General features: G+C 40.6%; 10 protein-coding genes. 6 read left to right on the top strand and 4 right to left on the bottom strand.

Annotated elements, in window-relative coordinates:
• Positions 1 to 32 precede the first annotated feature (32 nt).
• Positions 33 to 524, bottom strand: a complete 492-nt coding sequence (ilvN, locus tag J580_RS18670) for an acetolactate synthase small subunit (protein ID WP_002114824.1) — start codon at positions 522 to 524, stop codon at positions 33 to 35.
• Entirely contained in the window at positions 524 to 2,248 is a 1,725-nt protein-coding gene (locus J580_RS18665) for an acetolactate synthase 3 large subunit (protein WP_005079103.1), read from the bottom strand. The genes ilvN and J580_RS18665 overlap by 1 nt, the downstream gene beginning before the upstream one ends.
• 534 nt (positions 2,249 to 2,782) lie before the next feature.
• Here J580_RS18665 and leuS point away from each other — a divergent pair.
• From leuS to J580_RS18635, 6 genes are all read left to right on the top strand, one after another.
• The gene (gene leuS / locus J580_RS18660) at positions 2,783 to 5,407 is read left to right on the top strand and encodes a leucine--tRNA ligase (protein ID WP_032005216.1); all 2,625 of its coding nucleotides are present in this window, start codon (positions 2,783 to 2,785) and stop codon (positions 5,405 to 5,407) included.
• Positions 5,408 to 5,434: 27 nt separating this feature from the next.
• Positions 5,435 to 5,944: an LPS assembly lipoprotein LptE gene (gene lptE / locus J580_RS18655; RefSeq protein WP_002115142.1), complete on the top strand. Its 510-nt coding sequence runs from the start codon at positions 5,435 to 5,437 to the stop codon at positions 5,942 to 5,944.
• An 18-nt stretch (positions 5,945 to 5,962) separates the two neighbouring features.
• Positions 5,963 to 6,952: a DNA polymerase III subunit delta gene (holA, locus tag J580_RS18650; RefSeq protein WP_032005214.1), complete on the top strand. Its 990-nt coding sequence runs from the start codon at positions 5,963 to 5,965 to the stop codon at positions 6,950 to 6,952.
• A 107-nt stretch (positions 6,953 to 7,059) separates the two neighbouring features.
• On the top strand, positions 7,060 to 8,400 hold the full coding sequence (locus J580_RS18645; RefSeq protein WP_032005212.1) for a MacA family efflux pump subunit: 1,341 nt from the start codon (positions 7,060 to 7,062) through the stop codon (positions 8,398 to 8,400).
• Between the two features lie 2 nt (positions 8,401 to 8,402).
• A complete protein-coding gene (locus J580_RS18640) occupies positions 8,403 to 10,397 on the top strand; it encodes a MacB family efflux pump subunit (RefSeq protein ID WP_017385757.1) in 1,995 nt (664 codons plus the stop codon).
• A gap of 22 nt (positions 10,398 to 10,419) precedes the next feature.
• Positions 10,420 to 11,814, top strand: coding sequence for an efflux transporter outer membrane subunit (locus J580_RS18635; RefSeq protein ID WP_081403720.1), 1,395 nt, complete (start codon positions 10,420 to 10,422; stop codon positions 11,812 to 11,814).
• A 68-nt stretch (positions 11,815 to 11,882) separates the two neighbouring features.
• Here the strand turns inward: J580_RS18635 and J580_RS18630 are convergent, their stop codons facing one another.
• The gene (locus J580_RS18630; RefSeq protein WP_032005208.1) at positions 11,883 to 12,686 is read right to left on the bottom strand and encodes an enoyl-ACP reductase FabI; all 804 of its coding nucleotides are present in this window, start codon (positions 12,684 to 12,686) and stop codon (positions 11,883 to 11,885) included.
• A gap of 137 nt (positions 12,687 to 12,823) precedes the next feature.
• A complete protein-coding gene (locus J580_RS18625) occupies positions 12,824 to 13,555 on the bottom strand; it encodes a Bax inhibitor-1/YccA family membrane protein (RefSeq protein WP_032005206.1) in 732 nt (243 codons plus the stop codon).
• Between the last annotated feature and the right edge of the window lie 116 nt (positions 13,556 to 13,671).

Raw genomic sequence — 13,671 nt, 5'->3', positions numbered from 1 at the left:
TTGTGTTCTCCGCTAAAATACTTTTTAAAAAATTAAATGGCTAATACTTTTTCGCCACGGGCGATACCAGATACACCTGAACGAACGACTTCTAGAATAGTGTTTTCTGCAAGCGCATCGATAAAACCATCTAATTTTTCAGTTGTCCCTGCTATTTGAATGGTATAGGTCGTTGGTGTCACGTCTACAATCTGCGCACGGAAAATATCCGCTGTTCGCTTAATTTCAGCACGTGAAGCACCTAACGCTTTTACTTTAATCAACATCAGTTCACGCTCAATATGTGAACCTTCTGATAAATCAACTACTTTTACAACTTCAACAAGTTTATTGAGCTGCTTTGTAATCTGTTCAATCTTATGGTCATCACCATAAGTTGTTAATGTTAAGCGTGACAAAGTTGGGTCTTCGGTTGGCGCAACATTCAGTGTTTCAATGTTATATCCACGTTGGCTAAATAAACCAACAAGGCGAGAAAGCGCACCAGCTTCGTTTTCAACGAGTACAGAAATAATATGTCTCATTATGTACGCTCCCCTTTACCTAACCACATATCCTTCATAGACTGACCTGCGATCAGCATTGGATAAACATGTTCCGTGCGATCAACCATGACATTAATGAATACACATTTATCATTAATCGCCATTGCTTCAGCAAGCTTCGACTCTAGTTCATCAGCATGATCAATCTGGATACCAACGTGACCATAAGCTTCCATTAACTTGCCAAAATCAGGCAATGATTCAACGTATGAGCTTGAGTGACGGCCCTCATAGTTCATATCTTGCCACTGCTTCACCATACCTAAAGCACGGTTATTCAAGCACAAGATCTTCACATTCATGCCATATTGCTTACACGTTGAAAGCTCTTGAATACACATTTGAATTGAAGCTTCACCAGTAATACAAACAACTTGTTGATCTGGGAAAGCGAGCTTCGCAGCCATTGCATAAGGTAAACCTACGCCCATGGTGCCCAATCCGCCTGAGTTAATCCATTGACGTGGACGTTTGTATTTGTAATACAACGCACCAAACATTTGGTGTTGGCCAACATCCGAAGTAATAATGGCATCACCATTAGTGACTTTATATAAAGCTTCAACAACTTGCTGCGGCTTCATTGTTCCATCAGTCGGAGTTTCAAACTTTAAGCCATGAACTTTACGCCATTCATTAATTTGATCCCACCACGCAGCAATTGCTTCAGGGTTTGGCTTAGACACATTCAATTGTTTCAACTGCGTCAACATTTCCTGAAGTACAGGCTCAACCGCCCCTACAATCGGAATGTGCGCCATAATTGTTTTTGAAATACTCGCCGGATCAATATCAATATGAATAACTTTAGCATTCACACAGAATTTTGCTGGGTTATTGGTTACTCGGTCATCAAAACGCGCACCAATTGCAAGAATGACATCAGCATTATGCATCGCCATATTTGCTTCATAAGTACCGTGCATACCCAACATGCCCACAAACTGTGGATCATCGCCAGGGAAGCCACCAAGGCCCATAAGTGTGTTAGTTACTGGATAACCTAGTAAATGTGCGAGTTCAGTCAATAATGCCGATGCATTACCTTGAACAACACCACCACCCGTATAAATTACAGGGCGTTTTGCACTTAAAAGCTCATCAATCGCTTTACGAATTTGGCCAGAATGACCACGTGAAGGTGGCTGATAAGAACGCATCTTCACTTTTTCAGGATATTCGTACGCAAATTTTTCTGCAGGATTTGTCGCATCTTTAGGAATATCGACTACAACTGGACCAGGGCGACCACTTGCTGCGATATAAAATGCTTTTTTGATAATTGCAGGAATTTCGCTTGCATGACGAACTTGGAAGCTGTGTTTCACGATTGGACGTGAAATACCTACCATATCAGTTTCTTGGAAAGCGTCTTCACCAATAAGATGTGATGCAACCTGGCCAGACAAAATCACCATTGGGATTGAGTCCATATAAGCTGTTGCAATTGGAGTCACAGTATTAGTTGCGCCAGGTCCAGAAGTGACCAGTACTACGCCAGTCTTACCTGTGGCACGTGAGTAAGCATCTGCCATATGACCAGCAGCTTGTTCATGACGTACGAGGTAATGATTAATTTTGTCTTGTTGAAATAGCGCATCATAAATATGTAATACAGCGCCGCCTGGATAACCAAAAACATGTTCAACGCCTTCGTCCGCAAGAGCACGAACGAGCATTTCACCACCAGATAAAAGTTCCAACGTGATTCACCCTAAAATCTTTATCACTATTTATGGAAGGCACAAATAGTGTTTCATTCATTGAATTGTCTGCACTGTTATAGCACACATATTGTCTAGTTTTCGTTGCAATAGAAAAATTTCTGTTTTTCAGCCGTATAAGCTTTTTTAACATTAATAAAGCATGTCTGGATATACATACCTTAAGTAAAATCAATCTCTCGGCTAGAGAGAATGTCTATTACAAAACATGACGGTTATTCGAAGGGTGATCAAATAATCGCATATAAAACTAAAGGAAGCATTTTTGTTGTTTAATTCACTAAAGTCAAGATTAAAGAAACACTTTTCTATGATTATTTTTTAACTGACTATTTTTTCATCTTATTTGATTTTTCCACTTTTCTTTTTTATGACTACCCCCGCTTTTTTCAGGTTTATTCTTGTTTAATTTTTAACGGAAAATAAATCCATCCCAAAACTGCATTTTTGTCGATTTTGCGCTATGCTGTGCAACAATCTTTAATATCAATTTTTGTTGTATAGCTTACGTCTATGACTATTTCTCACATTGACCCCGAATATCAAGCAAACACGATTGAACCATCAGTTCAACAAGATTGGGAAAATCGTAAAGTCTTTAAAGTTGCCGACACTGTCGAAGGTAAACATCGTTACATCCTGTCAATGTTTCCTTACCCAAGCGGCAAGCTGCATATGGGGCATGTGCGTAACTATACAATTGGCGATGTGATTAGCCGTTTCTATCGTTTAAAAGGTGAAACTGTATTACAACCTATGGGTTGGGATGCATTCGGTTTACCTGCGGAAAATGCAGCAATTGCCCATAAAGTTGCTCCGGCAAAATGGACATTTGAAAACATTGCGTACATGCGTGACCAATTAAAAAAATTAGGTCTATCTGTAGATTGGGATCGTGAATTTGCAACTTGTACACCAGAGTATTATCACTGGGAACAATGGTTATTTGTTCAGCTTTATAAAAAAGGCCTGATCTACCGTAAACTTTCAACAGTAAACTGGGATCCAGTTGACCAAACTGTTTTAGCAAACGAACAAGTTGAAAATGGTCGCGGATGGCGTTCTGGTGCATTGGTTGAAAAGCGCGATATTCCAATGTACTACTTCCGTATTACTGACTATGCACAAGAATTATTAGACGACCTAGACACTCTACAAGACGGCTGGCCTCAACAAGTGTTGACCATGCAGCGTAACTGGATCGGTCGCTCTACAGGCATGGAAATTACTTTCCCATCTGCCAATACTGAAGTTTATGCTGATGGCTTAACTGTTTATACAACACGTGCTGACACGCTTATGGGCGTGACATATGTTGCCGTTGCAGCAGAACACCCTCTTGCGCTTAAAGCTGCTGAAAACAACCCTGAATTGGCTGCATTTATTGAAGAGTGCCGCATGGGTTCAGTTGCAGAAGCGGACTTGGCAACAGCCGAGAAAAAAGGCATGGCAACAGGCTTGTTTGTAAAGCATCCTGTAACTGGTGAAGAGCTTCCTGTCTGGATCGCAAACTACGTATTAATGTCTTACGGTTCTGGCGCAGTGATGGCTGTACCAGCGCATGACGAACGTGATTTTGAATTTGCAAACAAGTTCAACTTGCCAATTAAGCAAGTGATTGATGCTAAAGGTACTGACGATGCAGACTACTCGGCAACTGAGTGGCAAGAATGGTATGGTTCAAAAGAAGGTAAACTTGTTAACTCTGGTGAGTTTGACGGTTTAGAATTCCAAGCTGCTTTTGATGCATTTCTTGCGAAATTAGAACCACAAGGTTTAGCAAATTCTAAAGTTCAATTCCGTTTACGTGACTGGGGTGTTTCTCGTCAACGTTACTGGGGTTGTCCAATTCCAATGATTAACTGTGATACTTGTGGTCAAGTCACTGTTCCAGAAGACCAGCTTCCGGTTGTATTACCAACTGACGTTGTTCCAGATGGTTCAGGTAACCCGCTTAATAAAATGCCTGAATTCTATGAAACTAAATGTCCTTGCTGTGGTGGCGATGCACGCCGTGAAACAGATACCTTGGATACTTTCGTAGAGTCATCTTGGTACTACGCACGCTATGCATCTCCAGACTTTACTGGTGGCATGGTTAAACCAGAAGCTGCTCAAAACTGGCTTCCTGTAAACCAATATATTGGTGGTGTTGAACACGCGATTCTTCACTTACTTTATGCACGTTTCTTCCACAAATTAATGCGTGATGAAGGTGTAGTACAAGGTAATGAACCATTTACCAACTTGTTGACTCAAGGCATGGTGCTTGCAGATACATTCTATCGTGAAGCAGAAAATGGTAAGAAAACTTGGTTTAACCCTGCTGATATCGAATTAGAACGCGATGAAAAAGGTCGTATTCTTTCTGCAAAATATTCAGGTGACGGTCAAGAAGTTGTGATCGGCGGACAAGAAAAAATGTCTAAGTCGAAAAACAATGGTATCGACCCACAAGCGATTATTGATCAATACGGCGCAGATACAGCACGTGTATTCATGATGTTCGCTGCTCCACCAGACCAATCTTTAGAATGGTCTGATGCAGGTGTTGAAGGTGCAAACCGTTTCTTGAAACGTGTATGGCGCCTTGTAGCAAGCTTCCTTGAAAAGGGCAACCAAGCTTCTACGATTGATGCTGCTAACTTGTCTAAAGATGCTCAAGATTTACGTCGTAAAACACACGAAACTATTCAAAAAGTAAGTGATGATATCGAACGTCGTCATGCATTCAATACTGCGATTGCCGCTTTGATGGAATTGTTAAATGCGAGCAATAAGTTTGAGGCAAAAGATGACAACGATGTTGCTGTAGAGCGTGAAGCGATCACTACACTGTTAACTTTACTTGCTCCATTTGCACCGCATTTAAGTCAAACATTATTGGCTCAGTTTGGTACAGATGTAACAGAAGCAACATTCCCTGAAGTCGATGCTTCTGCATTAACTCGTAATACGCAAACGATTGTTGTACAGGTTAACGGTAAACTTCGCGGTAAACTTGAAGTTTCGGTTGATATCTCTAAAGAAGATCTATTAGCTCAAGCTAAAGCCCTTCCAGAAGTTCAACAATTCTTAACAGGACCAACAAAGAAAGAAATTGTGGTTCCAAATAAATTAGTTAACCTCGTGGTTTAATTAAAGTTATTGATGAGAGGATCAAGCATGCACTTTGCCAAACGTTTAGCCGCTGTTGTTTTGACCTTAGGCCTTAGTGCAGGCTTAGTCGGGTGTGGATTTCATTTAAAAGGAACCAACCCGACTGCAACTCCGCTTGTTTATAAAAAATTAAGCCTTGAGTTACCAGCTAAAACTGATGATTTGGAAACCCAGTTAAAAGTTTATTTAGCTGCAAATGGTGTTCAATTCAGCAATGATAATGATGCCTACGTACTCCGTGTTTTAGAGTACACCCCACGTCGCCAGCTTTTAAACGGAAAACTAACGGAAGTATTATTACGCTTAACCGTAACCTTCCAGATTGAAGACCGTCAGGGTAATAAAATTACTGAACCACGTTCATTAACTGCATCTCGTAGTTATCAATATGACCTTGCAACGGTTAACACCGAAAATCAGCAAGAATCTTATTTACAACGTATTGTAATTGATGACATTGCACAGCAAATTACTCGTCAGATTTCAGCAAACCGTTTACCAAAAGCTCAGCCTTAATCTTTATTTTTACCAGCAATGAAAATTGACTATTTACAAGCCTTAAAACGCATTCCGGAAGCACGGGGTGCGTGGATTTTACATGGCCAAGAACCTTTACTGGAACAAAATTTATTAGATGCTTTTCGTAAAAGTTGGCAACAACAAGAAGTTGAAAGACAGCGCTATGATATTAGTAGCGTGAGCGACTGGAAGAATGTTTTTAACGCGCTTAACAGCTTATCTTTATTTTCTCAGCAGCTTGCCATTGAAGTGCATGGCAATATAAAGCCTGACGCAAATGGATTAAAACAGCTTAAAAGCTATATTCAGCATAATGAAAATAACCTGCTTTTAATTGTTCTACCTAAGCAAGATAGTAGTAGCTTAAAGTCTGCTTTTTTCCAAGTTGTGGAAGCAAATGGTGTTGTTGTTGCCCTTACGGCAAACTATCCGCAAGACCGTCAAAGAATTTTATCTGCTGAAGCAGAGAAACTTGAAATTCAACTCGATAATGACGCATGGCAGTGGCTCATGCAGCATCATGAGCATAATCTGCTCGCAGCTAAGAATAGCTTGATGCGTGTAAGAGATACTTTTCCAGACCAACAACTGATTCAAATTGAACAGCTGTATGCTTGTTTACAAGATCAGTCTCGTTACACCACTTACGATTTAAGTGACGCACTGTTAGAAGGTAATCTCGCTCAGTCCATTAAGATTTTTCAATATTTAATTGCTGCTGGCGAACCAGAAAGTCTGATTTTATGGACACTAAGCAAAGAAATGCGTTTACTGATGCAATTATTTGAACAGCCTCATAATGCATTACAACTTGGTATCTGGAAAACTAAAGTCAGTTTATATCAACAAGCTTTAAGAAGATTAAATCCTCAACAGTTTTTAGGATGGTCTACCCTTCTATTGCAAGTTGATGCAGCAATTAAAGGTATGTCGAATGAAAATGCTCAACATTTGATGCAGCAGGCCATTGCTGAATTATGTGGGAAAACGCTATTTATACAATAATTCGGCGGAATCATTTTTCTTCATTCTTGAAATATAATAAAAATTCACGTTTTATCCTCATTTCGCTTTTATACTAAATTAAATTTTAAACTTTTCGACCTCTCACCATGCCAAAAATAAAGCCAATCAAACTTGTTATTATTATCCTCTGTATAGCAGTTATTGCTGTATTAGCTTGGAAGTTTTTAAAGCCTAAACAGCAGCAACCTCAATATATTACTGCTGAGGTAACACGTGGGGATATTGAAAATAATGTACTTGCAACAGGTACACTAGATGCAACCAAACTCATTAGTGTGGGTGCGCAGGTATCTGGTCAGGTTAAAAAGATGTATGTACAGTTGGGTGATCAGGTTAAACAAGGTCAACTCATTGCACAAATTGACTCAACCACCCAAGAAAATAGCTTAAAGACCTCTGATGCAAACATTAAAAATTTAGAAGCACAGCGTCTTCAACAAGTTGCTTCCTTAAATGAAAAGCAACTTGAATACCGTCGTCAGCAACAAATGTATGCGCAAGACGCAACGCCACGTGCAGATTTAGAATCGGCTGAGGCAAGCTATAAAACAGCTCAGGCACAAATTAAAGCATTAGATGCACAAATCGAATCTGCAAAAGTCACAAAATCTACAGCACAAACCAATATTGGTTACACACGTATTGTTGCTCCAACTGATGGTACGGTTGTCGCGATTGTGACTGAAGAAGGTCAAACCGTAAACGCGAACCAAAGCGCGCCAACAATTGTCAAAATTGCAAAATTACAAAACATGACGATTAAGGCGCAAGTCAGTGAAGCTGACATTATGAAAGTTGAAAAAGGACAACAGGTTTACTTTACAACTTTAGGTGATGAAACCAAGCGCTATGCAACTTTACGTCAAATTGAACCAGCTCCTGACTCAATTTCGAGCGAATCAACCAGTACAACAAGCTCAACAACCAGTTCAGCTGTTTACTACAATGCCTTATTCGATGTGCCAAATACCGATGGTAAATTGCGTATTGATATGACTGCACAAGTTTATATCGTATTAAATTCAGCTAAAAATGCTTTATTGGTTCCATCTTCTGCTTTAAGTAGTAAACAATTTTCTGGTCAAAGAAAATCAGGTCAATCATCTGAGAAAGCAAGTTCTACCCCAAGTACAGAACGCAAACATGAAGGTAATGGTGCTCGTTTAGAACGCTTAAATTTAACTGCTGAACAAAAACAACTCGTTGAACAAGGTAAATTAACGTTAAGTGTTGTACGTGTATTACAAGCTGACGGCACAACTAAACCGACTCAAATTTTGGTGGGTATTAACAACCGTGTAAATGCGCAAGTTCTTGCTGGCTTAAAACAAGGTGATCAAGTTGTCATTGCTGATAGTGCAGATACTTCTGCTGCATCGGCAAATAGTAGTAATAACCGTCGCCGTAGTGGCCCAATGGGAATGTAAGCATGACAAAACAAGCTTTGCTTGAAGTCAGCAATCTAGTCCGGGAATTCCCTGCTGGCGAAAGCACGATACAAATTTTAAAAGGCATTGACCTAACCATTTATGAAGGTGAACTGGTTGCCATTGTCGGTCAATCTGGTTCTGGTAAATCGACCCTCATGAATATTCTGGGTTGTTTGGACCGACCTACGAGTGGTAGTTACAAAGTTAATGGACAAGAAACCGGTAAACTTGAGCCAGATCAACTCGCTCGACTACGCCGTGAATATTTTGGTTTTATTTTCCAGCGCTACCACTTACTGGGCGACTTATCTGCCGAAGGTAACGTAGAAGTTCCAGCTGTTTATGCAGGTGTTACCCCTTCTGAACGTAAACAACGCGCAACGGCTTTACTGACCGAATTAGGTTTAGGTACTAAAACACTTAATAGACCAAGCCAACTTTCTGGTGGTCAGCAGCAACGTGTTTCGATTGCCCGTGCGCTGATGAATGGCGGTGACGTTATTCTGGCAGATGAACCGACGGGGGCACTCGACTCTCATAGTGGTGTTGAGGTGATGCGTATCTTGCGTGAACTCAATGCTGCAGGTCACACTATTATTTTAGTCACCCACGATATGCAAGTTGCAAAAAATGCGACTCGTATTATCGAGATTAGTGATGGAGAAATTATTAGTGACCGCCCTAATGTTCCAGATCAAGCAGCCGAACCAATCAAGACTGATCCTGATGCGGCGCCTGCTTTGCAAGGTAAACAGAAGAAAGGCAAAAGTATTTCTGCATGGCGTTCTACTTTAGACCGTTTATCAGAAGCCTTTCAAATGGCTTTACTGTCTATGAATGCCCATCGCATGCGTACTTTTTTAACGATGCTTGGGATCATTATTGGTATTGCATCGGTTGTTACGGTTGTCGCGCTAGGTAAAGGCTCTCAACAGCAAATTTTAAGCAATATTAGCAGTCTGGGAACAAATACGATTACGGTATTTCAGGGCCGCGGTTTTGGTGATAACTCTAAAACTGCAAGTTTTAAAACCTTGGTGCCTGCCGATGCCGATGCGTTAATGACTCAACCGTATGTTAGTGCAGTCAGCCCAATCGTCAGCACATCCAAAACCATGCGTTACCAACAAAATGAAGCGAACGCGACCATTAATGGTGTGAGTAACGATTATTTCGATGTGAAAGGTTTGGTCTTTAAAGATGGACAAACTTTTGATCAACGTAGTGTCCGTGATCGCTCACAGGATGTGGTCATTGATACCAATACTCAAAAGCAGTTCTTTAGTGACGGTACCAACCCTATCGGTCAAGTCGTACTGCTCGGTAGTGTACCTGCCCGTATTATTGGCATTGTAGAACCGCAAACAAGCGGTATGGGCTCAGATGACACGCTAAATGTCTATATGCCTTATACAACCGTGATGAGTCGTATGCTAGGGCAAACCCATGTTCGCAATATCGTGGTTCGTATTAATGATAAATATTCAACTGCCGCAGCTGAAAATGCGATTGTAAATTTATTAACCCAGCGCCATGGTGCACAAGATATTTTCACCATGAACAGTGACAGTATCCGTCAGACCATTGAGAAAACAACCAGTACAATGACCCTTCTGGTTTCAGCAATTGCCGTAATTTCACTGGTGGTTGGTGGTATCGGGGTAATGAATATTATGTTGGTTTCAGTGACTGAACGTACTCAGGAAATTGGTGTACGTATGGCCGTAGGTGCGCGTCAAAGTGATATTTTGCAACAATTCCTGATTGAAGCAATTTTGGTGTGTTTAATTGGTGGTGTGCTTGGCGTCTTACTGTCGCTTGGCCTTGGGCAACTTATTAATAAATTTGCTGGCGGTAACTTTAGCGTGGCTTATTCAAGCACTTCTATTATTGCAGCATTTGTCTGTTCAACACTGATTGGTGTCGTATTTGGTTTCTTGCCTGCCAAGAATGCCGCGAAACTTGACCCTGTTGCCGCACTATCTCGAGAATAAGGAAAATTGCATGTCTTTCTCTATGACTAAACTCAGCACAGCACTTCTTCTCACAGGTTCTCTTGTAGGATGTGCAGCTGTAGTAAAAACACCTTATGAAACACCTGCAGTACAAGTTCCGGGTAGTTTTCAGTATGACACAGCAAAAACAAAAAACATGTCTGCCGATCAATACTCTGACCGTTGGTGGACACTCTTTAACGATGCACAGCTCAATCAACTTGTAAGTAATGTATTAGAACGTAATAGTGATTTAGCAGTTGCAGGTATTGCTCTAAAGCAAGCCCGTCTACAAGTTGACTTAACCGCTAACAAACAAGGCTTACGAACCAGTTCAAGTGTATCTACTGGACATTCTTTCGATTTAAATTCGGGAGATGACAGTGCTAAAGGTCTATCAATGAGCGCTGGCGTAAGCTATGAGCTTGATTTATTTGGCAAGCTTGCTCGCCAAACCGAAGCAAGTAAATGGGAAGCTTTAGCGACAGAACAAGACTTACAAGCCACGGGGCAAAGTTTAATTGCAACCACTGCCAAACTCTATTGGCAACTCGGTTATTTAAATGAGCGCTACACAACTGCCCAGCAAAGTCTAGCAACCTCTCAAAAGCTTTATGACTTGGTACAGATTCAATATAAAGCTGGTGCCGTTTCAGGTGTAGATCTGACTCAAGCAGAACAATCAGTACAAAGCCAGAAAGCGAGTTTAAGCCAGATTGAACAACAACTGGTTGAAACTCGCACAGCCATTGCGGTGTTATTACATGAACCATTGCAGCAATTAAATATTCAAGAGCCAAAGCGTTTACCACGCACTGCTCTACCTGCAATTGGTGCTGGCTTACCTGCCGACATTTTATCGCGCCGACCTGATTTGCAAGCAAGTGAGCTTCGCTTAAGAAAAGCATTAGCAACTAAAGATGCTACTAAGGCGAGCTACTACCCTTCGATTAGCTTAACCAGCAGTCTAGGCTCAAGCAGCACATCGTTAACGGAGTTATTACGTAACCCTGCTCTCACGCTTGGTGCAAGTTTAAGCTTACCGTTTTTGCAATATAACGATATGAAGAAAGATATCGCGATTAGCAATCTGGATTATGAAAAAGCGATTATTCAATATCGTCAAACGCTTTATCAGGCTTTTGCTGATGTAGAAAATGCTTTATCGAGTCGTACCGAACTCGACAAACAAGTAGCATTACAAGAGCGTAATGTTGAACTTGCAGAAAAAACTGAACGTTTAACCGAAGTTCGTTACCGTTATGGTGCTGTTGCATTAAAAACACTTCTTGATGCTCAGCAAACAACACGTACTGCACGTTTAAGCCTCGTTGAAACCAAGCAAAGCCAATACAACGCGTATGTCACTCTCATGCAAGCTTTAGGTGGTTCACCTGTAAAAGAACTGCCGCAATAACTTGTACCAATTAAAAAAGCCGTAGTCCTTCAACTACGGCTTTTTTATGGCTGAATAAATTTTAAAACTTATTCATCATCCATCATAGATTGGCTCATACCTACAGTATTGAAACCAGCATCTACATATAGAATTTCACCAGTAATACCTGAAGCCCAAGGTGAGCATAGGAATAATGCGGCGTTACCAACTTCTTCAATCGTTACGTTACGCTTTAACGGCGCAACTTTTTCATTGGCATCTAACATTTTACGGAAAGATTTAATACCAGAAGCAGCTAAAGTACGGATTGGGCCCGCAGAAATCGCGTTTACACGGATACCATCAACACCAAGGCTTGATGCCAAGTAACGAACACCAGCTTCTAAAGAAGCTTTTGCCATACCCATAACATTATAGTTAGGCATAACGCGCTCAGAACCTTGGTAAGTCAAAGTCAATAAACACCCTTGGCGAGCTTGTAATAAAGGTTTTGCAGCACGAGCCATTGCAACAAAGCTGTATGCACTGATGTCATGAGCAACTTTAAAACCGTCACGGTCAGTCACGTCAGTGAAGTCACCATCAAGCGTGTGTGCAGGTGCAAAGCCAATTGAGTGCACAACACCATCTACGCCGTCCCAATGTTTTGCAAGTTCTGCAAATGCATTATCAATTTCAGCATCAACAGCAACATCACATGGAAACACAAGCTTAGAACCGAATTGCTCAGCAAATTCATCCACACGTTTTTTTAATTTTTCGTTTGGATAAGTAAACGCAAGCTCTGCACCTTCACGGTGTAATGCTTGTGCAATACCAAAAGCAATTGATAATTTACTAGCAACGCCTGCAATCAAAAAGCGCTTACCTGTTAAAAGTCCTTGTGTCATGCCGATCTCACTCAAAACAATTTCAAGCATAATGCCAATATTCGGCGGTTTTCGAAATTGCATAATGCATCTTTTTTCAAAAATCGCACGAAAAAAAATCGCTCCTGATGAGGAGCGACTTCTAGATGAATTCAATCTTAGTCGTCAGACAATAAGCCCAGTAAGCGTAAGAAAGAAATATACATCCATACTAAAGTTGCAAGTAATGCGATACCACACAACCATTCCATGAATTTTGGTGCACGATATGCTGCATTAGTTTCGATTAAATCAAAATCTAAAATCAGGTTAAGCGAAGCAATGACCGCGACGAATGCAGCAAAACCAATACCTAACCAGTTACTTTCAAAAATATAAGGAACACTTGAACCAAATGCTAAACGCATGATCATCTGCACAATAAATACAATAAAGATCGCCAAAGATGCAGAGATGACAACTGACTTAAACTTTTCAGTTGCGCGGATAATTTGGAATTTATATAAACCAAACATCACCAAAGTCGTAACGAAAGTTGCTAATAAAGCCTGAAGTGGAACACCTGGGTATTTCAACTGGAAAGTAAACGAAATACCACCTAAAAAAGCCCCTTCAAATAAGGCATACGGAATTGCCAAGGTTGGCGCAGTCGTTGGTTTAAAGGTTGTAACTAAAGCTAAAACCAAACCACCAATTGCACCTACAATTGAAGCCGCGTAAGCAATACCAACATTTGCAGTAAAGGCTGCATAGAAAAATAAAGCGACACCCACCGCAGCTGCAATGACAGTCAACATAACAGATTTTTGAATCGCACCTTGCACAGTCATCGGTTGACTATAGTCACTGACCGTTTCAACTCGCGTCAGTATCGGGTTATTACTTTGCATAAATGCTCTCTTTTTATAATTAAAATTTAAAACATCATTTTAAGCAAAATGAATATGAAAGCCAAATTAAGCAATCGGCATTATTGTAACAATGTCCTTTATGCAATAAAAAAAAG

This window comes from Acinetobacter sp. 1542444, from assembly GCF_000581835.1.
In the GTDB taxonomy this organism is placed as follows: domain Bacteria; phylum Pseudomonadota; class Gammaproteobacteria; order Pseudomonadales; family Moraxellaceae; genus Acinetobacter; species Acinetobacter pittii.
The sequence above is the reverse complement of the archived record's forward strand: the minus strand, read 5'-3'. Positions and strand labels throughout refer to the sequence as shown.

What these genes read in the sequence shown, in the direction of transcription:
- ilvN (WP_002114824.1), bottom strand. Translation starts at nt 524, where the DNA reads ATGAGACATATTATTTCTGTACTCGTTGAAAACGAAGCTGGTGCGCTT.
- leuS (WP_032005216.1), top strand. Translation starts at nt 2,783, where the DNA reads ATGACTATTTCTCACATTGACCCCGAATATCAAGCAAACACGATTGAA.
- lptE (WP_002115142.1), top strand. Translation starts at nt 5,435, where the DNA reads ATGCACTTTGCCAAACGTTTAGCCGCTGTTGTTTTGACCTTAGGCCTT.
- holA (WP_032005214.1), top strand. Translation starts at nt 5,963, where the DNA reads ATGAAAATTGACTATTTACAAGCCTTAAAACGCATTCCGGAAGCACGG.
- J580_RS18645 (WP_032005212.1), top strand. Translation starts at nt 7,060, where the DNA reads ATGCCAAAAATAAAGCCAATCAAACTTGTTATTATTATCCTCTGTATA.
- J580_RS18640 (WP_017385757.1), top strand. Translation starts at nt 8,403, where the DNA reads ATGACAAAACAAGCTTTGCTTGAAGTCAGCAATCTAGTCCGGGAATTC.
- J580_RS18635 (WP_081403720.1), top strand. Translation starts at nt 10,420, where the DNA reads ATGACTAAACTCAGCACAGCACTTCTTCTCACAGGTTCTCTTGTAGGA.
- J580_RS18630 (WP_032005208.1), bottom strand. Translation starts at nt 12,686, where the DNA reads ATGACACAAGGACTTTTAACAGGTAAGCGCTTTTTGATTGCAGGCGTT.
- J580_RS18625 (WP_032005206.1), bottom strand. Translation starts at nt 13,555, where the DNA reads ATGCAAAGTAATAACCCGATACTGACGCGAGTTGAAACGGTCAGTGAC.